Origin of the sequence: Sorangium sp. KYC3313 (assembly GCF_052075895.1) — a bacterium.
In the GTDB taxonomy this organism is placed as follows: domain Bacteria; phylum Myxococcota_A; class Polyangia; order Polyangiales; family Polyangiaceae; genus Sorangium; species Sorangium cellulosum_B.
Window position 1 is genome coordinate 2,159,161 of record NZ_CP197255.1, and the last position, 23,687, is coordinate 2,182,847.

General features: G+C 72.9%; 19 protein-coding genes. 10 read left to right on the forward strand and 9 right to left on the reverse strand.

Annotated features, from left to right (window positions below):
• Positions 1-104 precede the first annotated feature (104 nt).
• Positions 105-1,025, forward strand: coding sequence for a DUF2267 domain-containing protein (locus ACSRUE_RS08430; protein ID WP_441290565.1), 921 nt, complete (start codon positions 105-107; stop codon positions 1,023-1,025).
• 57 nt (positions 1,026-1,082) lie between these two features.
• Here ACSRUE_RS08430 and ACSRUE_RS08435 read toward each other — a convergent pair whose 3' ends face one another.
• Entirely contained in the window at positions 1,083-2,084 is a 1,002-nt protein-coding gene (locus tag ACSRUE_RS08435; protein ID WP_437763613.1) for an NAD-dependent epimerase/dehydratase family protein, read from the reverse strand.
• On the reverse strand, positions 2,081-6,664 hold the full coding sequence (locus ACSRUE_RS08440) for an AMP-binding protein (RefSeq protein ID WP_441290566.1): 4,584 nt from the start codon (positions 6,662-6,664) through the stop codon (positions 2,081-2,083). The genes ACSRUE_RS08435 and ACSRUE_RS08440 overlap by 4 nt, the downstream gene beginning before the upstream one ends.
• Before the next feature lie 293 nt (positions 6,665-6,957).
• Here ACSRUE_RS08440 and ACSRUE_RS08445 point away from each other — a divergent pair, with 293 nt between their 5' ends.
• Positions 6,958-7,914 carry a deoxyribonuclease IV gene (locus ACSRUE_RS08445; RefSeq protein ID WP_441290567.1) on the forward strand — a complete coding sequence of 319 codons (957 nt, stop codon included), beginning with the start codon at positions 6,958-6,960 and terminating at the stop codon, positions 7,912-7,914.
• Here the strand turns inward: ACSRUE_RS08445 and hutU are convergent.
• The gene (gene hutU / locus ACSRUE_RS08450; RefSeq protein ID WP_441290568.1) at positions 7,829-9,502 is read right to left on the reverse strand and encodes a urocanate hydratase; all 1,674 of its coding nucleotides are present in this window, start codon (positions 9,500-9,502) and stop codon (positions 7,829-7,831) included. The genes ACSRUE_RS08445 and hutU overlap by 86 nt on opposite strands.
• A gap of 159 nt (positions 9,503-9,661) precedes the next feature.
• Here hutU and ACSRUE_RS08455 point away from each other — a divergent pair, with 159 nt between their 5' ends.
• The gene (locus tag ACSRUE_RS08455; protein ID WP_441290569.1) at positions 9,662-10,012 is read left to right on the forward strand and encodes a hypothetical protein; all 351 of its coding nucleotides are present in this window, start codon (positions 9,662-9,664) and stop codon (positions 10,010-10,012) included.
• Between the two features lie 78 nt (positions 10,013-10,090).
• Here ACSRUE_RS08455 and ACSRUE_RS08460 read toward each other — a convergent pair whose 3' ends face one another.
• The 4 genes from ACSRUE_RS08460 to ACSRUE_RS08475 form a co-directional block, all read right to left on the reverse strand.
• Positions 10,091-12,157, reverse strand: coding sequence for a protein kinase domain-containing protein (locus tag ACSRUE_RS08460; RefSeq protein WP_441290570.1), 2,067 nt, complete (start codon positions 12,155-12,157; stop codon positions 10,091-10,093).
• Positions 12,158-12,179: 22 nt separating this feature from the next.
• Positions 12,180-13,160: a hypothetical protein gene (locus ACSRUE_RS08465; RefSeq protein WP_441290571.1), complete on the reverse strand. Its 981-nt coding sequence runs from the start codon at positions 13,158-13,160 to the stop codon at positions 12,180-12,182.
• A gap of 238 nt (positions 13,161-13,398) precedes the next feature.
• Positions 13,399-14,142 (reverse strand): hypothetical protein, encoded by a 744-nt coding sequence (locus tag ACSRUE_RS08470; RefSeq protein ID WP_441290572.1) that lies wholly within the window; start codon positions 14,140-14,142, stop codon positions 13,399-13,401.
• Between the two features lie 115 nt (positions 14,143-14,257).
• Positions 14,258-14,563, reverse strand: coding sequence for a YfhL family 4Fe-4S dicluster ferredoxin (locus tag ACSRUE_RS08475; RefSeq protein ID WP_012240614.1), 306 nt, complete (start codon positions 14,561-14,563; stop codon positions 14,258-14,260).
• A gap of 168 nt (positions 14,564-14,731) precedes the next feature.
• On the opposite strand from ACSRUE_RS08475, the gene ACSRUE_RS08480 reads away from it, so the two are divergent.
• The 6 genes from ACSRUE_RS08480 (at position 14,732) to lpdA (ending at position 20,337) form a co-directional block, all read left to right on the forward strand.
• Positions 14,732-15,454, forward strand: coding sequence for a hypothetical protein (locus ACSRUE_RS08480; RefSeq protein ID WP_441290573.1), 723 nt, complete (start codon positions 14,732-14,734; stop codon positions 15,452-15,454).
• Between the two features lie 53 nt (positions 15,455-15,507).
• On the forward strand, positions 15,508-16,536 hold the full coding sequence (locus tag ACSRUE_RS08485) for a HEAT repeat domain-containing protein (RefSeq protein ID WP_441290574.1): 1,029 nt from the start codon (positions 15,508-15,510) through the stop codon (positions 16,534-16,536).
• Positions 16,533-17,144, forward strand: coding sequence for a DUF4149 domain-containing protein (locus tag ACSRUE_RS08490; protein WP_437763623.1), 612 nt, complete (start codon positions 16,533-16,535; stop codon positions 17,142-17,144). Before ACSRUE_RS08485 ends, ACSRUE_RS08490 begins: the two co-directional genes overlap by 4 nt.
• A 39-nt stretch (positions 17,145-17,183) precedes the next feature.
• Positions 17,184-17,459, forward strand: coding sequence for a hypothetical protein (locus ACSRUE_RS08495; RefSeq protein ID WP_437295821.1), 276 nt, complete (start codon positions 17,184-17,186; stop codon positions 17,457-17,459).
• 115 nt (positions 17,460-17,574) lie between these two features.
• Positions 17,575-18,768, forward strand: coding sequence for a thiamine pyrophosphate-dependent dehydrogenase E1 component subunit alpha (locus ACSRUE_RS08500; RefSeq protein ID WP_441290575.1), 1,194 nt, complete (start codon positions 17,575-17,577; stop codon positions 18,766-18,768).
• Between the two features lie 162 nt (positions 18,769-18,930).
• Positions 18,931-20,337 (forward strand): dihydrolipoyl dehydrogenase, encoded by a 1,407-nt coding sequence (lpdA, locus tag ACSRUE_RS08505; RefSeq protein ID WP_441290576.1) that lies wholly within the window; start codon positions 18,931-18,933, stop codon positions 20,335-20,337.
• 76 nt (positions 20,338-20,413) lie between these two features.
• On the opposite strand, the gene ACSRUE_RS08510 is transcribed toward lpdA, so the two are convergent.
• Together ACSRUE_RS08510 and ACSRUE_RS08515 are read right to left on the reverse strand one after the other, a co-directional pair.
• Positions 20,414-21,568, reverse strand: a complete 1,155-nt coding sequence (locus ACSRUE_RS08510; protein ID WP_437769950.1) for a bifunctional methionine sulfoxide reductase B/A protein — start codon at positions 21,566-21,568, stop codon at positions 20,414-20,416.
• A 103-nt stretch (positions 21,569-21,671) separates the two neighbouring features.
• Positions 21,672-22,676 carry a hypothetical protein gene (locus ACSRUE_RS08515; RefSeq protein WP_441290577.1) on the reverse strand — a complete coding sequence of 335 codons (1,005 nt, stop codon included), beginning with the start codon at positions 22,674-22,676 and terminating at the stop codon, positions 21,672-21,674.
• Between the two features lie 195 nt (positions 22,677-22,871).
• Here ACSRUE_RS08515 and gloB point away from each other — a divergent pair, with 195 nt between their 5' ends.
• On the forward strand, positions 22,872-23,627 hold the full coding sequence (gene gloB, locus ACSRUE_RS08520) for a hydroxyacylglutathione hydrolase (RefSeq protein WP_441290578.1): 756 nt from the start codon (positions 22,872-22,874) through the stop codon (positions 23,625-23,627).
• Positions 23,628-23,687: the final 60 nt, after the last annotated feature.

A 23,687-nucleotide genomic window follows, 5' to 3' on the forward strand; every position in this document is an offset into this window, starting at 1 on the left:
CCCGCCGGCCACGCGCGCCATCTCGGTTGGTACCGTTCTGGCTAGCCGTGCCCTGGCGTACCCGCGCACATACCCGAACGCGCTGCCCAGGGGAGGGACTCGCCATGTCGCTCGAAGAGTACCGACGCCCGCGAATGATCGTTCTTAGCCCCCGCTCGACCGCTTACGACGCCGTGAGGGCGATGATGGACAACCACGTCGGCGCGATCCTGGTCCACGACGGCCAGCGCCTCGCCGGCATCGTCACCGACCGCGATATCGCGCTGGAGATCGTGGCAGGCGACCTCGACGCGCGCAGCACGACGCTGCGCGACATCATGTCGGACGAGATCGCGACGCTCGAGCTCGACGCGTCGATCGACGACGCCGTGCGCATCATGCGCGATCATGCGTGTCGGCGGGTGCCGGTGACCGAGCAAGGGCGGCCCGTCGGCCTCGTGACCCTCGACGATCTGCTCGCCGATGGGGCCATCGACGCGGAGGCCGCCGGCTCCGTCGTGAAGGCGCAGCTCGAGGTGGCCGCCCGGTTCAAGCCGGAAGGCGCGCTGCACCCCGAGGGGACCGCGCGCCCGGAGCGCTCGCACGGCCGCGTGCGCGCCCTCACCCGGCGCAAGGCGCGCGCCGACAGCGCGTATGGCCGGCTGATCCACGCCGTCGAGCGCCACAGCGGCCTCCAGCAGCGCGACCGCGCGGAGCTCGCGCTGCAGATCGTCCTCGGCTGCCTCTGCCGCAGGGTGACGCCCCAGGAGGCGCGGCACCTCGTCGCGCAGCTGCCCTCGAAGCTCCACCCGTCGCTCGAGCCGTTCCTCGACGGGCCGGACAAGCGCATCACGACGGCGACCATCGAGGCCGACGTCGCGCGCGAGCTGCGCATGGACCGCGAGGCCGCCGGCTTCGTGCTGCAGGCGATCTGCGAGGCCGTCGCGGACAGCGTGTCCGCGGGGGAGATCGAGGGGTTCCGCGGTCAGCTCCCGCTCGACATGAAGGACCTGTTCCCGCCGACCCCGCTGCGCCGGGCCGTCTGAGCCGGGATCGGCGCGGCGCGACGAGGCCGCGCGCCGCGCTCCACCTACGGTTGCGGCCTACGGTTGCGGCCAGACCACGCCGCGGGCGCGCAGATCGGCGACCGTGTCCGCGAGGGTCTCGAGCGGGTCGCGCGGCGTCCAGCCGAGCTCGCGCCGGGCCTTCGTCGCGTCGAGGTACCAGAAGTGCTGGCCCATTTCGGCCGACACCGGATCGACCGGCAGATCGAACGGCAGCCGCTTCCGCGCCTGCTCGATGAGGTGCGCGCCCGCCTTCGCGAGCGCGATGCTCCGCGGCAGCCGCAGGGCGGGGGCCGGGACGCCCGAGATGCGCGCGAGGCGGCGGAAGAAGACCTCCAGGCTCATGTTGGCGGCGCCGAGCAGGTAGCGCTCGCCCGGGCGTCCCTTGTCCATCGCCAGCGCCATGCCCTGGGCCGCGTCGCGGGCGTCGACGAAGGAGAGGCCGCCCGCGGGGGTGAAGGGGAGCCGGCGCTCGAGGAAGCTCACGATGTCCCCGGTCGAGGCGCCGTGGACGTCGCCCGGGCCGAGCAGGATGCTCGGGTTGACGGCGACGACCTCGAAGCCGGGCCCGCTGCGATCGAACGCCGCGCGCTCGGCGTACAGCTTCGAGCGGTAGTAGGGCCAGCCGGCGATGAGGTCGATCGGCGTCGCCGCCGTCTCGTCGCGGACGTCGTTCGGGTCCTTGCTGACCGCGACGACGCCGCTCGTGCTCGCGATCACCGCCCGCTTCACCCCCGCGTCGCGGCAGGCGTCGAGGGTGATCTTGGTCCCCTCGACGTGCGTCCTGTAGAGCGCCTCGGCGTCCTCGCGGCGCCGCGAGACGCGCCCGGCGCAGTGGAAGACCCCGTCGCAGCCCTCGGCGGCGCCGCGCACCGACGCCGCGTCGAGGATGTCTCCGCGGCGAAGCGCCACGCCGTGCGCGGTGAGCGCGGGCGCCTCTGCCCGGCAGAGCGCCACCACGTCATGGCCACCCCCACGGAGCGCCGTGACGAGGTGCGATCCCAGGAAACCGGTCGCGCCGGTGACGAGATAGCGGCTCATGCGAGGTCGAAAACCTTCTGGAAGGTCTGCAGGAGGGAGATGTCGTTCGATTTCACGAGGCCCGTCATGAACTCCATCGGGCTCGGTGTGTAGGCCTCGCGGACGATCTTGGTGAATATCTCGGGCGTGGTCTTGAGGACACAGTCCGCTTGCTGGCTCGGCTTACCGATCCGCGCCTCGCAGCTGGCCGCGTCGATCCGCAGCGTCCACTTCGCCTCGTCCTCCGTGCCGAGCGTCACGTAGTAGGTGATCGGCTGGTTGACCCGCCCCGCCACGTATCTCGACTCGAGCTCGCGGAACAGGACCGTGAGCGGGTGCTCCTTGGTGGTGGTGGCGGCCTGATCGATGCTCTCGACCCGGCTCAGATCGAGGGCGCCGCCCTCCTTGAGCTTGATGACGGCGAGCTGCGTGAGCTCCGCGACCTTGCGGCAGGCCACCGCGTACTTCATCCCGGCGGTGAGCCGCCGGAGGTCGCCGATGGCGAGCGGCGGCCCGATGCGCGCGACGAGGTCGCGGCGGATCGGGACGGTGCGCCCCTTGGGGAGCGCCTCGAAGGTGCCGCCCAGGTAGAGGGGCAGGATGTCGACGTTGTGCGTGAGCGCGAGGTGCCCGATCGCCGGCTTGAACTCGAGGATGCCGCCGTCGGGGCTGCGCGTGCCCTCCGGGAAGAGCAGCACGGTCCGCCCGCGGTCCAGGATCTCGCCGGTCTGGCGCAGCGCCGTGCGGAGGCCGCCCTTGCGGTCGAAGGGCGCGAGGTTCGTGAGGTTCTCGAAGTAGGCGCGCCGCCAGCGGTTGCCCTCGAAGAAGTAGTCCTGCGCGGCCAGCGAGACGAGGCCGTCCCCGTAGCTGCCCAGCGCGAACTTCACGAGGCCCATGTCGAGGTGGCTCGCGTGGTTCGAGACGACGATCGTGTTGCGGTTGTGCGGGATGAACGCGCGCCCGTAGACCTTCGGGCGCATGACGTTCCCGTAGAAGCCGGACTGGACCTTGTTCATCCAGTGCTTGGCGAAGTCGGCCACCGGGCGGGGGATGTGGATCGGCTCGTCGCCCACGCCGTGCGCCTTCGGCTCAGCGATCGCCGCGCCGGCGTCTTGCGCGACGGCCGCTGCGCCCGCGCCGGCCGCGGCGGCCTCGGCGGCGAGGCGCGTGACGATCGCCTTCACCTCGGAGCGCTTCACCTGACCGGCCGCGGTGCGGGGCAGGTCGGCCTCGTCGAGGTGGACGGCCATGGGGTGGCACGGCTTGGGCAGCGCCTGGATCGCCGTCCGGAGCGCGTCGAGCGCGCGCTCGTGCTGCGTGGCCCGCGCGAGCGCCGGGTCGCCCTCGCCGTCCTTCGCGCCGGGCGCCTTAGGGACGGCGAGGCAGGCGACCTGCTCGCCGCCGCGGCCGTTGTCGATCCCGACGATGGCGAGCTCCTTGACGTGCTCGACCTTGCCGAGCATTCGCTCGATGTCGGCCGGGTACAGGTTCTCGCCCTTCGCCGCGCTGATGACCTCGCTCTGCCGGCCGACGAGGACGAGCCGCCCTTGCTTGTCGAGCTTGCCGAGATCGCCCGTGCGGAGCCACCCGTCCGCGTCGAGGGCCGCCTGGGTCGCGTCCGGGTCGTCGGCGTAGCCCTTCATGACGTTGGGGCCGCGCGCCAGCACCTCGCCGACGCCGTTCGCGTCCGGGTTCGCGATCTTGATCTTCACCCCGGGGATCGGCTTGCCGACGTTCCCCGGGCTCGCCGCCGGCGAGGGCCTGGTGACGGTCAGGAGCGGCGCCGCCTCGGTCAGGCCGTAGCCTTCGGCGAGCGGCAGGCCGAGCCCCTTGAACACGGCGGCCGTGTCCCTGGGGAGCGCCGCGCCGCCCGAGATGAGGAAGCGGACGTTGCCGCCGAGCGCCTCGTGGACGCTGCCGAAGAAGAGGCGCCCCGCGTTCAGGCCCAGGCGCTTGCCGAGCATGCGGTTCAGCTCCATGGCCCAGCTGAACGCGGTGGCCGCGGCGGGCCCTTGCTCCTTCACCCTGGCGACGATCTGGCGCTCCAGCATCTGCCAGAGCGCGGGCACGCCGACCATCGCCGTGACGCGCGCCTTCTTCAGCCCGTCGCTCACCCGATCGGCCGAGACGTCGTCGAGGTAGATGATCCGCGCGCCCTGCGACAGCGGCAGGAGCAGGCCGCAGGTGACCTCGAAGGTCTGGTGGAGCGGCAGCACGCTGAGCACGCGGTCGCTCGCCTTGAGCGGGAACAGCGGCGCCAGCGAGGCCAGCAGCGCCGTGAAGTTGCCGTGCGTGAGCAGCACGCCCTTCGGCTCCCCGGTCGTGCCGCTCGTGTAGACGACGCTCGCGACGTCCTGGCTGCCCACGCGCACGTCCGGGGGCGCGAGCCCGTCGCCGGACGCCGGGCCCAGGTCGGGCACGTGGCCCTCGGCGAACCCGACCATGTCGAAGGCGACCAGGTTCGGCAGCGCCGCGCGGACGTCGGCGCCGAGCTTCTCCGCCACGCCGCTGTCCCAGAGGACGACCTTCGCCGTCGACGAGCGGAGGACGTCCGCGAACGGCTCCGCGTCGAGCCCGGGATCGATCGGGACGGCGACGGCGCCTGCGCGGAGGATGCCGAAGTAGGCGACGGGCCACGCCGGCTGGTTCGCGCCGGAGAGCGCCACGCGATCGCCGCGGCGGACGCCGAGCGCGGCGAGGCGCGCGGCGGTCATGCAGGCCGCGTCGCGGAGCTCGCGGTAGCTCGTGCGCGAGAGCCCGTCCTGCTCGAACCGCTGCACCGAGAGCGCGTGATCGAAGCGCTCGGCGACCTCGTCGAGCAGGTCGACCAGGCTGTCGTAGGGCCGGAGCGGCTTGATCTCCCGGCGGAGCATGTCCTCCATGAGCGGGAAGGCCCACTTCTCCAGGCCGGGGAGGTGCACGTTCCAGATGTAGTCGCGCCAGTCGATCTTCTCGGGCGCCCAGACGAAGCGCGCCCGCTCCTCGGGGGGCATGCGGGCCATCGCCGCGCGCGTGTTGGCGCAGGAGTAGACCCAGTCGCCCTCCGCGACGAACGGCATGAAGACCTCGAGGAGCGTGGCCGTCTTCTGCTCGGTCCTGGCGGCGTTCTCCAGCGCGGCCGCCGCCGGCTTGAGGAGGGCCGCGGCGGGGCCGACGCTCGCCGTCTTGAGCAGGCCGCCCAGGCCGCGGAGCGCGCCCTCGATGGCCCGCGCGCCGTGCGCGCCGTACTGCTGCCGGGTCAGCCCGCGCGGCTCGAAGCGGGACGACACGATGTCGAAGAGCGCGGTCTTCTTCCCCTCGAACACCTGCCGCCGCTTGTACAGCCCGGCGAGCTCCAGGTAGCGCGTCACGCGGCAGCCGTTCGTGTCGGTCGATCCGTACTGGTACACGGCGGGCGCGCGGCCCTCGATGAGCTCGCAGAGCGAGGCGATCATGCCGCTCGCGGTCATGTCGACCGGGATGAGGTCGAGCCGCACGTCGTGGTCGCCCGGGAACTGCACCTGCCCCTTCGAGGCGAGGTAGAGGTACGGCGCCGAGGTGTTGATCCCCTCGTTCCAGCCGGTGAACGGGAACTCGACGGCGGTCTCGACGACGGCGGGGCGGACGATGGTGAAGGGCAGCCCGGAGCCCGCGAGGACCTGCTCGCCGATGCTCTTCGTGTAGGTGTAGATGTTGGTCCACCCCCAGAAGAGCGCGCGCTCCTTGCCGGCCTCGATGAGCCGGTCCTTGATGAACTTGCGCTTCACCCTGGCGAGCTCGTTCTCGAGCGCGCTGCCCCGGCACGGCTCGCTGCGCGCGGCCAGGTTGGCCTTGGCCTCGTCGAGGAAGGCGCTCTGCCGGAAGGCGTCCTCGCACCGCTGGCGCGCCTGCTGCACGAGGTCGAGGCACTCGCTGATCTCGCGCTGCGGATCCCAGTGCGACCGATCGAGCGTCCGCTTCGGGCAGGCGGCGCCGAACCACGTCTCGCCCGCGGCGCGGGGGAAGGGGATCTCGGCCGGGTGGTTCTCCTCGATGAGCCCGGAGCGGTAGCCTGCGACGAAGCAGGTGCTCGTGTGCATCACCTTGGCCCCGAGGGTCCGCGCGAGCTCGACGAGGTTGCTGATGCCGAACGCGTTGACCTCGAGCGCCTCGTCGAGCGGGGGGTTGAAGTCGACGACGCCGGCCACGTTCACGACCGCGGCGATGTTGCCCGTGAGCTCCCCCACGCGGTCGCCCAGCCCGAGCAGCGGCAGGCCGACGTTGCCGTTCATGGGCGTGATCTTCTGCCGCAGGTACTCCTCGAAGGCGGGCCCGGGGTACTGCTCGCGGATCGGGTCGAAGACCGGCGAGGTCACGATCTGCGACCAGAAGCGCTCCTCCGGCGACTGGTTCTCCTTGGCCCGGACGAGCAGGTAGATGTGGGCGATCTCCGGGAACCTCGCGAGCAGCATGGCCAGCCAGACCTTGCCGAGGAAGCCGGTCCCTCCGACCACCACGAGCCGCTTGCCCGAGAGCACGTGCGACGGCACCAGCGGCGGGGCCGCCGCGGTTTGCTCGCCCTTGGCCGCACCCGGCGACCCCGGCATTGCCTCTCCGGCGCCGGCCCCGTTCGTAACACCCATATGGCTCATCGAGACTCCAGGAAGGCCGCTCAATTCGCGCCTGGGCAGGAACGCGTCAAGGGTGAGGTGCCGCGAACCGGGGTTCGCGCCGCCCCGGCACGCGGTTTGCTCGATTTGCTCGCGGAATCGGGGTCGTCGCAGCGGACGGACGAGGCGGCCCGGGCGTAGTCCTCATGCAGGGGGGGCGCATGGGGGCGCGCGGGCGCGCGCGGATGGCGGGGGCCGTGGCAGATCCGGCGGGCTCGGGGCAATGCCTTGCCGGCGGCGGGGAAGCGCCCCAAGCAGTGCGGCCCATGATCTTCGGCGCGCACGAGTCCGTGGCTGGCGGCCTTCACCGCGCGATCGCGCTGGCGGGGGAGGACCGCTGCGAGGCGGTGCAGATCTTCACCAAGGTCTCGGGCCAGTGGCGGGAGCCGGCGCTGAGCGCGGAGCAGATCGCCGCGTTCCGCGCCGCGCGCGCGGCCTGGGCCGGCGCGGGCGCGGGCCGAACACTCGCCCACGCGAGCTACCTCATCAACCTGTGCGCCGATGACGCCACGATCCTCGAGCGCTCGCGGGAAGCGCTGTTCCGGGAGCTCGCGCGGTGCGACGCGCTCGGGATCGATTTCGTGGTGTTCCATCCGGGCGCGCACCGCAGCCTCGGCGAGGAGGCCGGCCTCGACCGCATCGGCGAGAGCCTGTCGATCGTGCTCTCTCGCGGGAAGGGGCTCCGTGCGCAGCTGTGCATCGAGAACACGGCCGGGCAGGGGTCGACGCTCGGCCACCGCGTCGATCAGATCGCCGCGATGATCGAGCGCGCCGGGCCGGAGGGGTCGCGGCTCGGGGTCTGCGTCGACACGCAGCACGCCTTCGCGGCGGGGCACGACCTCCGGAGCGAGGCCGGCTACGAGCGGTTCTGGAGCGACTTCGGCCGGCTGCTCGGGCTGGATCGGCTGCGGTGCATGCACGTGAACGACTCGAAGGCGGGGCTCGGCCAGCGGGTCGATCGGCACGAGCGCGTCGGCGACGGGGAGATGGGGCTCGCGCCGTTCTGGCGCCTCGCGAACGACGCGCGGCTCGCGCGCGTCCCGGCGGTGATCGAGCTGCCGCCGCTCGCGAAGGAGCGGCGCGGCTACCTGGAGGAGATCGCGCGGCTGCGCGCCCTCGAGGGCGCGGCGGAGCCGGTCACCCTGCCCGGTGCGGCACCCGGACCCCCTTCTCCTCCGCGACGTGGATCGCCGTCTCGTAGCCCGCGTCGGCGTGCCGGATGATCCCCATCCCCGGATCGATGGTGAGCACCCGCTCGAGCCGCTGCCGAGCGGCCTCGGTGCCGTCGGCGACGATCACCATCCCGGCGTGCAGCGAGTTGCCGATCCCGACGCCGCCGCCGTGGTGGAAGCTCACCCACGACGCGCCGCCCGCCGTGTTCGCGAGCGCGTTGAGGATCGCCCAGTCGGCGATCGCGTCGGAGCCGTCCTTCATCGCCTCCGTCTCCCGGAACGGCGACGCGACCGACCCGCAGTCGAGGTGGTCGCGCCCGATCACGATCGGCGCCTTCACCCGGCCGGCCCGGACGAGCTCGTTGAAGGCGAGCCCGACCTTCGCGCGATCGCCGTAGCCGAGCCAGCAGATCCGCGACGGGAGCCCCTGGAACGCGATCTTCTGCTCCGCGAGCTCGATCCAGCGGCGGAGATCGGCGTCGCCCGGGACCGCCTCGAGCACCGCGCGGTCGGTGGCGAGGATGTCCTCGGGATCGCCCGAGAGCGCGACCCACCGGAACGGGCCCTTGCCCTGGCAGAACAGCTCGCGCACGTACGCCGGCACGAAGCCGGGGATCGCGAACGCGCCCTCGGCGCCCGCCTCCATCGCGCAGGTGCGGATGTTGTTGCCGTAGTCGAAGACCTCGGCCCCGCGCCGCTGCATCGCGAGCATCGCCTCGACCTCCCTGCGCATCCCCGCCTTCGCGCGCGCGACGTACTCCCCGGGATCGCGGGCGCGGAGCGCCGCCGCCTGCTCGAGCGTGAGCCCCGGCGGGACGTAGCCGACGAGCGGATCGTGCGCCGCGGTCTGCTCGGTGACGAGGTCGGGCGTGACGCCGCGGCGCACGAGCTCCGGGTAGACGTCGGCGGCGTTGCCGCAGAGGGCGATCGAGCGCGGCGCCCCGCGCTGGACGCTCTCGAGGACGGCGTCGAGGGCGCGGTCGAGATCGTCGATGCGCTCGTCGACGTAGCGGGTGCGGAGCCGCTTCTCGATGCGCGCCGGGTCGATCTCGACGCCGAGGCAGGCCATGCCCGCCATGGTCGCGGCGAGCGGCTGCGCGCCGCCCATGCCGCCGAGCCCCGCGGTGAGCACCCAGCGCCCGCCGCCCGGGGCGCGCGCCGCGTGCGCCTTCCGCGCGGCGACGAACGTCTCGTAGGTGCCCTGCACGATGCCCTGCGAGCCGATGTAGATCCACGAGCCCGCGGTCATCTGCCCGTACATGGTCAGGCCGAGCGCCTCGAGCCGGCGGAACTCGTCCCACGTCGCCCACCGGCCCACGAGGTTCGAGTTCGCGAGGAGCACGCGGGGCGCGTCCGGGTGCGTGCGGAAGCGGCCCACCGCCTTGCCCGACTGCACGAGGAGCGTCTCGTCGTCCGCGAGCTCCCGGAGCTCGCGGACGATCACGTCGAACGCCTCCCACGATCGCGCCGCCTTCCCGGTGCCGCCGTAGACCACGAGATCGTCGGGGCGCTCCGCGACCTCCGGATCGAGGTTGTTGTGGAGCATCCGGAGCGCGGCCTCCTGGATCCACCCCTTGCAGCTCCGCTCGCTTCCCCGCGGCGCGCGCACCACCCGGGCCCCCTGCTCTCCGGTCGTCATGCTGTCGTGTACTCCACCCGGTCCGGATCGACCAGAAGGCGCGGCGCACGCCGCCGCGCGACGGGAGCCTGCTCGCTCCTCTCCGGGGCAGCCGGCTTCGTCCGAACCGGAGTATGCTTGCTCGGGGCGCGCGCAGCGCCCGTGTGTCCGGGAGAATCCATGATCTCGACGATCCGTTCGGCCCTCGCGCGTTGTCCGGTCCGGGCCCTCCAGCTCGCAGCCCTGGCGCTCACCCTCGCGACCACGGGGTGCGACAAGGTCGGGTGCTTCGACTACACCGAGATCGAGTGGACCGAGAACGGGCGGGCATGCCCCTCCCAGGAAGAGGCGCTCGCGTATTTCGGAAGCGACTCGTGCGGCGGCGAGGTCGAGTCGGTCGACAGCGAGGCCGAGTACGACGACGGTTACTGCTGTTACGACATCACCAAGCGCGACGAGTACGGGGGCACCTGCACCTCGCCCGGCGCGCGCACCTTTCCGTCGCCGCCCGCCCCGCCTCCGCCGAACTGAGCCGGCGCTCCGGACACCCCCCGCGCCCGCGCATCGCGGGCCTCGCGCCTGGCGCCGCCTCCGCCCTGGTTCCTCGATCTAGAGCTCGTCCAGCGCGTTCCTGTCGAGCTCCTGGAGCGCCGCGAGGTCCCGCGCCGCGAGCTCCTCCACGTCGCCGGGAGCCTCGCGCGGGTAGGCCAGCGTGAGCTCGCCGTGGTGGACGTAAAGGTGCTGGCTGTCGATGCACCCGTGCGCGCCTCCGGCCGCGTGGAGCGCCGCGATGGCCTCGCCGAGGCGCGCGCGCTGGGCCCTGGTCAGCGCGCGCGCCTCGTCGGCGAGCGCGCGGCCCTGGGGCAGCGCCACCCAGACCTCGCCGCTGGCGAGATCGACCCGGAGGACGGACGTCAAGGCCGCGTGGCCGGCGCGCGCGAAGGCCCGGGCCCGGGCGAGGGTCGCGTCGTCGAGCTGCAGCACGAGGACGTCGCGATCGAGCCAGGCGTCGTGCCAGCGCCCCTCCGTGTCCCGGCCGTCGCCGACCTCCAGGGTCGCCGCGAGCCGGGCCGCTGTGGCGGGCGGCGCGTCGCTCGATCGGGGCCGGCCGCTCGCCCGCGCCCGCCGCGGCCGCGGGCGCTCTGGCCAGGCCATCGCGGTGATCGCGCGCCGCGCCTCGAACGCGTCGGCCGGCCGCGCTGCGGGGTCCTCCGCGAGCAGCGCCGCCACGGCTGCGTCGTGGGCCGCCGTGAGGTCCGGATGGACCTCGCTCGGCGCGGGATCGAGCCGCCCGCGCACGGCGGGGGCGGGCGGCTCTCCGGTGAGCAGCTCGGCGAGCACCGCGCCGACGCCGTACAGATCGCTCGCCAGCGTCGCCGGCCGGCCCATGCGCTGCTCGGGCGACATGTACGCGAACGTCCCGATCGCGCCCGCCGTGGCGGTGGAGGAGAGATCCCCGAGGTGCGCCGCGCCGAAATCCGCGAGGTGAGCCGTCCCGATCTCGTCGAAGAGCACGTTGCTCGGCTTCACGTCGCGGTGGAGGATGCCGAGGCGGTGCGCCTCGCCGAGCGCGGACAGGAGCGCGCCCGCGATCTCGACGGCGCGCGCGGGCGTGACCGGATCCCCCCGCAGCCGCTCGATCAGGGACCCGCCCGTCATCCAGGCGAGCACCATCGCCGGCCCTTCGGGGTGGTACGCGCGGAGCGCGACGACGTTCGGGTGCCGGAGCTGGGCGAGGGCGCGCGCCTCGCGCTCGAACCGGAGGAGCGCGTCGCGGCCCGCTCCGAACGCCGCGCCCGCGAAGATCTTCACGGCGACGCGCTCCGCCGTGATCCGGTCGCGCGCCTCCACCACGCGCGCGTGGGGCGTGGCCGTGACCTCGCGCAGGGTCTCGTAGCGCCCGAAGAGGAGCGGCCCGACGGGCGTGGGGCCCGCAGGAGGAGGTCCCGCGGCGGCGCTGCCGGGAGCGGCGCCTCGCGACGAGAGCGCCTCCTGGCCTGACGGATCGAGCCGGGCGAGCTCCTCGCGAACGGTCCGCGCGGCGTCCTCGAGCCCGAGCTCGCTCAGGCAGCGGCCGAGCAGCGGCAGCGCGCGGGCCCGCTCGGCGGCGGCGAGCGGCAGCTGCTGCAGCGCCCGCACGGCGGCCTCGGTGCGGCCGTGGCGCGCGAGCAGCTCGCCCAGCGCGAGCCACGCCGCCGCGTCGCCCGGGCGGCGGCGGAGCGCGGCCTCGAGCACCCGCGCGCCGTCGGCGGGGCGGCCGGCGAGCTCGAAGCTCTCGGCGGCGCGGCACGCGTCGTGGGCCGCGGTGAACGCCTCCGCGGCCGCCGCGTGAGCGCCGAGCGCCGCGAACAGCGCGCCCGCGTGGCGCGAGAACCCGCGCGCCGCGAGGTCGGCGGCGGCGCGCAGCGCGGCGTCCCGGGGCGACGTGGCGGCGATCCGCTCGAGCGCCTCGCGCGCGAGCGCCTCGTCGCCGCCGAGCGCGGCCATCAGCGCGGCGCGGGCCGGGTCCCCGGCTGCCAGCGCCTCCCGGGCCGCGCCGGCGAAGTCGCAGACGCGCTCGAGCAGCTCGGAGGCGCCCGCGTGATCTCCGGCCGCCGCGAGGAGCGCGGTGCCGCTGTCGCGCTGCCCGATCGCGGCGAGCTCGGCCGCGCGACGTCGCAGATCCTCGTACGCCACGCCGATGTCGGTCGGAGCGCCGTCAGCGCGCGGCGATGCGCGCTCGGCCGTTCACGGAGAGGTCGAAGCGCACCTCGCCGAGGTCGATCCCCGAGGTGTTGAACGGCACCTGCCGCGTCCGGTGCACGGCGAGCGTCGCGTCGGCCGGCAGAGGCCCGAGCGTCGAGGGATCCAGCAAGGAGCCCGGGATCACGCCCCGCCCGGTGTCCTTGAACGCGCACCGCACGGTCGCGCCGTGCGCCGAGGTCACGTCGACGTAGATGATGTCCCGCGCCCGGCCGGCCTCGCTGCCCTCGTCCGTGCGCCACTGCACGAGCGCGCCGACCCCTGCGTCGAGATCGACGCCGTCGGCCAGCTCGGCGTCGCCGATGCGCACCTCCTCGGGACCCGCGGGGGCATCGGCCTCGAACGCGAACCGGTCGAGCTGCCCCGAGCCGGAGCTCTCGAACACGTACCGCGCCGGCGCGGGCAGATCGCTGGTGGCGTCGCGCGACGTGTAGAACACGCCGAAGACCAGGGCGCCCACGTCCGGGAACGCGCGGGCGGCGAGCGGCATCTCGGTGCTCTCGGTCTTCATCGTCACGTCGCCCGCGTCGAGGAGCTCGATGGGGCTGAGCGAGCTGAAGCTGCTCGCCTCGTCGTCGGCGGCGGGCGAGAGGACCATGCAGCTGCCGGCGGAGGGGAGGACGAACGGCTTCCCGACGGCCCCCTCGGCGAGCTCCGGATCCATCGCGGACGAGAGCCGCATGAACTTCGCCAGCACGTTCGTGACCGCCCCCGCCCCCTCGGTGCCCGCGCTCGGCGGCGCGGCCTCGTCGAGCTCACCGGGGGTGGCGGTCAAGGCGGCGTCCCGGCTCAGGTTGATCGCGCGCTCGACGCGCACGACCCCCTGGGTGACCACCCCGTTGATCTCCGTCGCGTCGCCCGCGACAGGCGCCGAACAGCCGACGAGAGCCGCACCGGCGAGCAGGCATGAGGTGGCGAGGGCGCCGTGGGGACGCATAGATCCGAGTCTAAAACGGGTCCTCCGGCCGGGCAAGCGCCTGCGCTCGCCACCGAAAATGACAGGGAATCCGGCTCATTACGATTTGCCGCGCTTTGCCGCCGGTTTGCCGCGCTCCGTCACGCTCCGTTACGCTCCGTTACGCTCCGTTACGTCCCGGTACGTCCGGGGACGCTCTGACGCCGCGCTGCGTCGAGCTCGCCGACGTTGCAACGTGGCTGCGTTGGTTTCGGCCGCGTCAGAAGGTGACCGTGAGGCCGCCGCCCGGGGCGACGGTGCCCTGATCGATCGCGACCGGCTCGCCGGCGATCTCGCCCTCCGCGTGGTGATAGGTCGCGGTGCCCTCGAGCGCGACGTGCACATGGCGGAAGCCCGCGCGGAAGCCCAGCACGAACCCGAGCTGGAGATGCTGGCCCGACGCGTCGACGAGCGATCCTCGGAGCGCCGCTCCGGCGGGCAGCCGCACCTGGCCGCCGAGGAGCTCGAAGCCGAGCCGGGGACCGAACCAGAGCGCGTAGAGATCCGCGTCCGACCGGAAGCCGAGCAGGAGAGGGACGTCGAGCCCTGCGCCGTGGACGTCGATCCCTTCGGCGCTGGGGCCCAGCCCGCCCGCGAAGAGCGCCGAGGCGCCGAGGCCGATCGACAGGGCCGCGTCGCCGAGCGGGAACGCGTGGCGCCCGTCGAGCCGGATGGCTCGCCCCGTGTACGTCAGCCCCGCTTCGTTCTCGCCCTCGATCCCGACGCGGGCGCTGGCCCAGGGCGCGACGCCCGGCGATACGGTGATCGCGGAGAGCTTTCGCCGCGCGGCGCCCTCCGCCGTCGCCGGGTCGGCAACGCTCGCCCCTGCGTCCGCCGCTCCGGCGACGACCATGTCACCCGACAGGCCGCCGCCGAGGCGCACGGCGCCCGGACGGAGGACGTGGGCCGGGTGGAGCAGCGGACCGCTGCCATGGCAGCCCGCGCAGGCACCCGCGAGAACCACGGCGGCCCAGCGCCGGATCACGGTGTGACCCGGGCGCCGCATCGAACCGACGGTGCCGGCGGAGGCATGGAAGGCGCGGCCGGAGAGGCGACGCGAGGGGACGCGACGAGGCGCGCTACTTGCGGAAGCGCGAGGGGTAATCGTTGGCGGCGGCCCGCTTCTTCAGCTCCCCATCGTCGGGGTGCAGCCTGACGGCGCGCGCGATGAGGACTTCCTCGGTCTCCACGATCTGCGGGTTGGGCAAGCAGCACTCGACCGGGCATACGGCCTGGCACGCTTCGTGATCATAGAAGCCGACGCATTCGGTGCAGAGCTCCGGATCGATCACGTAGATCTCGTCGCCCTCGCTGATGGCTTCGTTCGGGCATTCGGGCTCGCAGGCGCCGCAGTTGATGCAGTCTTCGGTGATGTAAGTCGCCATGGCCTTCGCTTCGTTCTCCGGGGTCACCCCGGTCCGCTCGTTTGTAGAGGCCTGACCGCAGGGTGTCAATTCGGGCGGAAGCGGGCGCCGGTTCCGGCACGGTGTCGTGGGCGTCGCGGGCCTGCGCTTGCGCGCGGGCGCCCCTGCCGGTACTAAGCGGCCTCCTCGATGCTCCGCCTCACCGAGCCCGCCCTCCTGCTCGTCGTCCTTGGCGCATCCTCGCTGCTCGCAGGATGTGGTCCCCAGATCGGCGATCCGTGCACCTCGTCGCTCGATTGCTTGCAGGCAGAGCAGCAGCTCCTCTGCGATGGGACGCAGCCTGGCGGCTACTGCACGGTCTTCAACTGCGAGCCGGACGGCTGCTCCGGGAGCAGCGTCTGTGTCGCGTTCAACCCGGTGATCGATCCGGCGTGCAGCGAGCTCGAGAACGTCCGCTGGCCGCGCTTCGAGCGCACGTTCTGCATGGCCACCTGCGATGAGGACGACGACTGCCGCAGCGGCTACTCGTGCGTCGCGCTGGGCAACATCCAGGAGGCCGCGGGGATAGCGCCGGGCGAGCGCAACGCCGCGATCGTCGACGCCAGGCCGGACGGCTCGAGGGCTTGCCTGCCGAACCCGCCGTCTGCGTCGAGCGAGCCGCCGGGCGGCGCCGAGAGCGAGCCTGGGGTGTGCAAGGCCGCTCCTGAGCAACCGGGCGAGTGGACCCCCTACACGCCGGATGCCTCGGGCGCAGGAGGCGCCGGCGGCGCTGGAGGGTCGGGTGGCGCGGGAGGCGCCGGCGGCTCGGAGGGCGAAGGCGGCTCGGGCGGCGAAGGTGGTGGCTCGGGCGGCGCTGGCGGCTCGGGCGGCGCTGGCGGCTCGGGCGGCGCTGGCGGCTCGGGCGGCGGCTGAGCGCCGCTCGGTGCGGTCCGGCTTTGCGCATCGACCGTGCTAGCGTTGGCCGCGTGTTCGGACCGGCCCCCGCGAAAAGGACGCTCGAGGCTGCGCTGCGCGACGTCGCTTCGCAGAAGCCCGCCGTGCGCGCGGAGGCCGTGAACGACCTCGTCCCGTATGCCGCGACGGCGCGGGAGCAGGTCGTGCGCGCGATCGAGGGCGCGCTCCGCGTCGATGAGCACGCGGCGGTCCGCGCGGCGGCGGCCATCGCCCTCGCCGACACGAAGGCCGTCGAGGCGCTCCCGGCCCTGCTCCTCGCCGTCGAGGACGTGGATCCCTACGTCCGGCAGATGGCGATCACGGCGCTCGGTGAGCTCGGCGACATGCGGGCCACGGGCCGGCTCCGGCGCGCCCTCTCGGACGAGCGGCCCGAGGTGCGGTTCCAGGCGGTGATCGCGTTCCCGCGCGTCTGCGCCCAGCAGACCGACGCGATCGAGGCCGTCATGCAGGCCACCCACGACGACGACCCGCTCGTCTGCCACATCGCGCTGCGGATGTTCGAGGAGCTGGGGGAGTCCATCGGCGAGCTGCCTCCGTCGGGCATGGAGCGGGCCCGCGCGCTGCTCGGCCACGCGTCCCCGCTCGTCCGGGCGGCGGCGGCGGTCGTCACCGCGCGCTTCGGCGATCCGGTGGGCCACCCCGTGCTCGCCGAGATCGTGGGAGGAAAGCTCGACGGGGTCGATCGCGAGGACGAGGCCGCGGCCATCGAGCTCTGCGGCGAGCTCGGCCTCGCCGCTTCCCGGAGCGCCCTGGAGCGGCGCGCGTTCGGGCTCAGGCTCGGCTTCGGCCGCGATCCGCTGCGCTGGCACGCGCGCGTCGCGCTCGCGCGGATGGGCCACGAGCGGGCCATCCGCGACATCCTCACCGAGCTCGGCGCGTGGGACCGCCACAAGCGCACGCTCGCCGTCGCGGCCGCCGGTCGCGCCCGCCTCTCGGCCGCCCGCGCCGCGATCGCGGCGATGCGGGGAGACGAGCGCAAGGCCGATCAGGGGGCCGTCGAGGAGGCGCTCGCCGCCATCGCTTCCGAGGTGGATGCATGAACGATGAAGCCCAGTTCAGCGAGGCGGACCTCGCCCCGAGCCCCGAAGAGCGCGCCGCGTCGCGCCGCTCCCTCATCGATCGCGTGGCCGCGAGCGTGGCCGCGCTCGCCGCGGGGGCCTGGGTCGGCGGCATCGTGGCGCTGGGCGCCTGCGCTGCCCCGTTCGTCTTCCGGCTCGCCCCGGCCCCCTTCTCCGGCGACGCGATGAGCGCGGCGTTCGCGCGCTTCGATCAATTCGCGCTCGGCGCCGCGGTGATCCTCCTCGGCGCGGAGGTCGCGCGCACCTGGGCCGCGTACCGCCACGGCGCCGGCCGCGCGGCGCGCGTGCGCCGGGTCGTCGCCATGGTGCTGGCCGGGTGCGCCGCGTACGTCGGCCTGGCGCTCACCCCCCGCATCGCGGCGCTCCACCGCGAGGGCGTCCGCCGCGGCGAGGGGGAGCTCGGCATGGAGCTCGAGCGCGTCCATCGCCGCGCCGAGCTCGTGAGCAAGTCGGAGGTGTTCCTCGGCGCGAGCCTCGTCCTGCTGCACGTCTTCACGCTCGGCGCGCGCCGCCCCGAGCAGGACGACGACGAGGACGCGGCCGCCCCGCTGCCGCCCGGCCCGCGGTGAGGACGCCGCGCATCGCGCCCACGACACCGGAGGGATCCGATGCCGCGTGACAACAAGCTCTATAGCGGCTTCGTCAACCACGACTACATCCTCACCTTCTCGATCGCCGACGAGGCGAGCCGGTCGCGCCTCGTCGCGCTCTGCGCCGGACCGTGGCAGGGCGACGAGGTCACGCCCGACACGTGGGAAGTGTCCAACACGCTGAGCCCCGATCAGATGGAGCGCGCCATCCTCGATCTGATGGGCGACGCGGACCGCGCCGCTTACTACTACCTCTCGGACAGCAAGCGGATGTTCCGCGTCCTGCTCGGCTGAGCTCGGGCGTGAGCGATGTGAGCCGCTTCGCTCCAGGCGCGCCGCGGGGGCGGCAGGGGCGTCCCCGCGGGCCGAAGGGGCCGCGAGCGCGGTCATTTCGCGGTATGGTCCGGTCATGAGCGAGCTGGAAGCCACGCCGCCCGGCGCCTCCGCGAGGTCCGCCGCCGACGCCCCTCCACCTCACGCGCCCACGTCCCGACCGGGGGAGGGGGCCGACGAGGGCTTGCTCAGCGTCCTCCGGGACGACGGATCCCTGGATCCCGCGACCGACCCTTGCCTGAGCGACGCGCTGCTGCTGCGCGCGTACCGCGAGATCAAGCGGCTCAGGCTGCTCGACGCGCGCATGCTCCTGCTCCAGCGGCAGGGGCGGGTCGGCTTCTACGGCGCGTGCACCGGCCAGGAGGCGACGCCGATCGCCACGGCGCTCGCGGTCGAGCCCGCGGACTGGATCTTCCCCGCGCTGCGCGAGAGCGTGATGATGCTGGTGCGCGGCTTCCCGCTCCGCACCTATGTGGCCCAGGTGTTCGGCAACTCGGGCGACCTCCTCCAGGGGCGCCAGATGCCGTCGCACATGAGCGGGCGGCAGGTGAACCAGGTGTCCTGGTCGAGCTGCATCGGCCCGCAGCTCCCGCAGGCGGTCGGCGCCGCGTGGGCCGCGAAGCTGCGGCGCGACAGCACCGTGGTCGTGGGGTTCATGGGCGACGGCGCGACGAGCGAGCCCGATTTCCACAGCGCGATGAACTTCGCGGCGGTCGTCAAGGCGCCGTGCGTCATGATCTGCCAGAACAACCACTGGGCCATCAGCGTGCCGACGGACCGGCAGACGGCCTCGAGGACCATCGCCATCAAGGGGCGCGCCTACGGCGTCCCGTCGGTGCGGGTCGACGGCAATGACGTCGTCGCCGTCTACCGCGCCGTCTCCGAGGCGGTCGCGCGGGCTCGTGGCGGCGGCGGCCCCAGCTTCATCGAGGCGCTCACCTACCGCGTCGGCGCGCACTCCTCGAGCGACGACCCGAGCCGCTACCGGTCGCAGGAGGAGGTCGATCGCTGGACGCAGCGCGACCCGCTGCTGCGCCTCGGGCGCCACCTCGCCGGCCGCGGGCTCCTCGACGACGCCGCGGAGTCCTCCCTCGAGGCGGAGCTCAACGCCGAGATCGCCGCCGCCGTCGCCGAGGTCGAGGCGATGGGCCCGCCTGCCCGAGAGACGCTGTTCGACGACGTCTACGCGGAGCTGCCCTGGCACCTGCGCGACCAGCGCGCAGAGCTCCTGCGCTCCCCGAAAGCGCCGGCGCACGGCGGCGGGCGCTGACCTCGGGGAGGGATTTCCCCTCGCTGCGAGGTCGTGTAAGCCCCGGGCCACCCAGGGACGGCTCGCGGTCGCGGGCGCGGCCTCAGGGCTGTCGGCGAGGGGCTTGCCTGATGAACCCCGGCGCCCCTAGTTCCAGTCTTCGAAGCGCACAAAAGGACAAGGATGAAGACCTACGACGCAATCGTGATCGGAGCCGGCCCCGGCGGTTACCCCTGCGCCATCCGGCTCGCTCAGCTCAAGCAGAAGGTGCTCTGCATCGAGAAGGAGAACGTCGGCGGCGTCTGCCTCAACTGGGGGTGTATCCCCTCCAAGGCGTTGATCTCCGCCGCCCACCTCTACGAGAAGTCGCAGGCCGGCGCCGCGATGGGCATCAAGGTCAGCGGCGTCGAGCTCGACGCCAACAAGATGCAGGACTGGAAGGAAGGCATCGTCAAGAAGCTCACGGGCGGCGTCGGGTCGCTGCTCAAGGGCAACGGCGCCGACGTGGTGAACGGCACCGCCACGGTCGTGGGGCCGAAGCGCGTGGACGTGACGCGGGCGGACGGCTCGGTGGAGCAGTTCGAGGCGACCAAGGCGATCGTGATCGCGACGGGCTCGACGACCATCGAGATCCCGACGTTCAAGTTCGACGGCGACACGATCATCGGCGCGAAGGAGGCGGTCAGCCTGCGCCGCGTCCCGAAGCGGCTGATGGTGATCGGCGGCGGCGTCATCGGCCTCGAGCTCGGCATGGTCTACCAGGCGTTCGGCGCCGAGCTCATCGTCGTCGAGGCGCTGCCGGAGCTGCTCACGGGCGTCGACCCCGACTGCACCAAGATCGTCGAGCGCAAGATCCTGAAGCGCGGCGGCACGATCCACAAGAACGCCAAGGCGCTCGGGTACGAGAAGCAGAAGGACGGCTCGGTCGGGGTGAAGATCCAGTCCGACGGCAAGGAGCAGACGATCGTCGTCGACACCGTGCTCGTCGCGGTCGGCATGCGGCCGAGCAGCAAGGGGCTCGGCCTCGAGAAGGTCGGCGTGACGGTCGATCAGCGCGGGTTCGTCCCCACGGACAAGTTCTGCCGCACCAACGTGCCGTCGATCTACGCCATCGGCGACGTCAGCGGGCCGCCCCTGCTCGCGCACAAGGCGACGAAGGAGGGCGAGATCGCCGCCGAGGTCATCGCGGGGCACAAGGCCGAGAAGGACTGGGTCGCGATCCCGGGCGCGATCTTCACCGATCCGGAGATCGCCACGGTGGGGCTCACCGAGGCCGAGGCGAAGGCGAAGGGCCTCGAGGTCAGCATCGGCAAGTTCCCGTTCTCGGTGCTCGGCAAGGCCATGGCCATGAACGAGACCGAGGGCTTCGTGAAGATCGTCGCCGACAAGAAGACGAAGCAGGTGCTCGGCGTCCACATCGTCGGGCCGGAGGCCAGCACCATGATCAGCGAGGCGTCCCTCTCGCTCGAGATGGCGGCCTTCCTCGAGGATCTCTCGCTCACGATCCACCCCCACCCGACCCTCGGCGAGTCGCTGATGGAAGCCGCCGCCCACGCCATGGGCGCGGCGATCCACATCGCCAATCGCTGACCCGCCCGCTCTCGAGCATCACCAGCCTGCGCCGTCGACGAGACCATCGAGTCGACGGCGCGGGCCACCGCACTCATCAGTCGCGCATGAAATGACACGTGTACCCGCTGGGGTACTTCTCCAGGTACTTCTGGTGGTACTCCTCGGCGCGCGTGAACGGCCCGGCCTCCACGATCTCGGTGACGAGCGGGGCGCGCCACTTGCCGCTCTTGTCGACGCGCGCCTTCACCTCCTCGGCGATGCGGCGCTGCTCGGGCGTCGTGACGAAGATCGCCGAGCGGTACTGCGTCCCGACGTCGTTGCCCTGGCGGTTCTGCGTCGTCGGATCGTGCATGCGGAAGAACCACTTCTCGAGCAGCTCGGCATACGACAGCTTCGCGGGATCGAAGACGATGCGCACCGACTCGGCGTGGCCCGTCGCTCCGGTCTTCACGTCTTCATAGGTCGGCGCCTTCGTCCGGCCGCCGGCATAACCGACCTCCGTCTCGAGGACACCGGGGATCTGCCGGAGGAGCTCTTCCATCCCCCAGAAGCAGCCGCCCGCCAGGACGGCCGTCTCCAGCGTCGTCTGGCACCCAGGCGCCTCCCCCGGCGCCGGCACGGCGCAGGCGTTCGCGCTCGCTTGCTCCCGACGCGCGCCGTCGCGGCCCTCGAACAGCGCCCGATAGGCGCCGTAACCCTCCGCCTCGAGGCGAGCCAGCGGGATGAACCGGAGGGACGCGGAGTTGATGCAATAGCGCAGCCCGTCGGGCGCGGGCCCGTCCTCGAAGACGTGCCCGAGGTGCGAGTTGCCTGCCTTGGAGCGCACCTCCGTTCGGACCATCCCGTGGCCCCTGTCCGAGCGCTCCACGACGCGCTCCGGCTCGACGGGGCGCGTGAAGCTCGGCCAGCCGGTGCCCGAGTCGAACTTGTCGAGCGACGTGAAGAGCGGCTCGCCGCTCGCGACATCCACGTAGAGGCCCGCCTCGTGGTTGTCCCAGAAGGCGTTGCGGAACGGCGGCTCGGTCGCGTCGCGCTGGGTCACCTCGTATGCGAGCGGCGTGAGCTGCTTGCGCAGCTCCTCATCCGACGGTTTGCGATAGCTTCTGTCCGACATCGTCACAGCCTCCTTGGACCCCAAAATCACCTTGCTCGCCTTCCCTGCATCGCCAGCGCGAAAGCACGCGAACACGGCGGCGCACGCAATCAGGACGAGCGCGAAGAGAAGACCAGCAGCGCGGAGCCGTTTCATCATCCACCTGGCCTGTCGAGGGTAGCGCACCTAACCCTCCTACGCCCCGCGGCGCCGCTGGTTTCGCCCGGCGAGCGCGGCCCGCGCGGCGCCGGCCCCGGCGCTACGGGCCGCCGCTCTCGAGTGAGGCGTCGCTCTCGCCGGCGCCCCGCTCGAAGCACTCGGCGGGGATCTCGCGCGCGCGGCGGACGAGGCGGGTCGCTCCGATGAACGCCGACGTGACCGGATCGTAATAGCCGCTCGCCCCGTGCAGGCCCGGGACCGCGCGCTGGTAGTGGCGCGCGACCCGCTCCATGAGCGCCTCGCGGACGTACTTGCCCACCATCGACGCCATCGCGACGCACAGATCCGAGGCGTCGCTGTCGCGGACGAACGCGATCTCGCCGAGGCCGGGGAAGCGGTAGGCGCTGCGGGCGCGGCCCTCCTCGAGCACGGCGTGCATCCTCCCCGCGAGCGGGCCGAACACGGAGCCGTACTTGCCGAAGCCGCCGACCTTGCCGCACACCGCGAAGACCTCCGCGCCGGCGAGGCCGCGGAGCTCCAGGACGAGGCGCTCCATCGCGTGGAGATCGAGCACGAACCTGTTCTTCCCGGCGCGCGCCCCGTCGTTCATCCGCTTCGCGCAGAGCAGCACCGAGCGCACGGCGACGACCTCGACCCCCTTCTCCGAGAGCTTGTCGAGGTCCTTGCCGATCGCGCCGAGCAGCGCGTCGGACGCGGTGAACGCCTCGCCCTCCGCCGACCAGCACTGCTCCTCGACGTGGCCCGGGCAGAGCGCGCGGAGCGCGGGGCGATCGTCGAGCGCGACGGCGTGGAGCAGCTCGTCCACCGACGACGCGCCGCTGGCCGTCCCCGCGCGGCCGCAGCCGCGCGCGACCAGCGCGCGAGCCCAGGCCTCGCCGAGCGAGACATCCCCGTGCGCCACGAGCTGCTTCGAGTCGCCGAGCCGCTGGGCGAGGGCGCCGCGAGGGGCGCGGCCGGCGACCTGCCAGCCCGCCTCCGTGACGCGCGCGAGGACCGCCGTCACCACCATCGGACCGAGCCGCGGGCCCAGCCCGTTCTCATCGACGCCGATGCGGTAACGGACGGAGGGCTCGGCGGACGTCATGCCGGCCCCTCTGCCACACCATCGCGCCCGCGTCACCGCGCGGATCTCCGCCAGGCCGCCCGCCGTCCCGCTCGGGATCACTTGCCGGCTCGGTCGCAAAATTCTCAAACTTTCTCGAGCTCATGCGCGATCCACGCGCGCTGCGCGCTCCTTTTCCCCGGCTCTCGCCGGGAGCGCCGCTATAGTCGACGCCTCATGCGCATCCTCCCCGTGCCCTGCCTCAGCGACAATTACGCGTACCTCGTGGCCGCGGACGGGCGGCGCGAGGCGATCGTCATCGATCCCTCGGAGGCCCAGCCGATCATCGCGGCGCTCGAGCGCGAGAAGCTCAGTCTGGTCGCCATCGTCAACACGCACCACCACCACGATCACGTCGGCGGCAACGAGGCGCTCCGCGAGCGTTACGGCGACCTCCCGGTCTATGCGCACTCGAGCGACGTCGGGCGCGTTCCCGCGCAGACGGAGCGGGTCGAGGAGGGCACGCCGGTCCAGGTCGCCGGCCTCACGCTCCAGCCGTTGCACGTCCCCGGCCACACGCTCGGCGCCGTCTCGTATTGCGTCGAGGACGTTGTGTTCACCGGAGACACGCTCTTCATCGCCGGATGTGGCCGCATGTTCGAGGGGACGCCGGAGGTGATGCACGCCTCGCTCTCCAAGCTCGCCGCGCTTCCGGCGCAGACGCGCGTCTTCTGCGGTCATGAGTACACCGTGAACAACCTCCGTTTCGCCGAGGCGGTCGAGCCCGAGAACGAGGCTGTCCGCAAGAAGCTCGCTGCCGCCCGTGCGGCACGGGAGCGCGGCGAGCCCACGGTCGGGAGCACGATGGCCGACGAGCTCGCGACGAACCCGTTCCTGCGCTGTGGTGAGCCGAGTTTGAGGGCGCGCTTCCCGGGCGCCACGCCGTCCGACGTGTTCGCCGCCGTGCGTCGCGCGAAGGACGATTACCGCTGACTTTCGGCGTCGCGCGCGGCCGTATTCCGCTCGCGCCCGCCGTCCGATTTCTATACGACT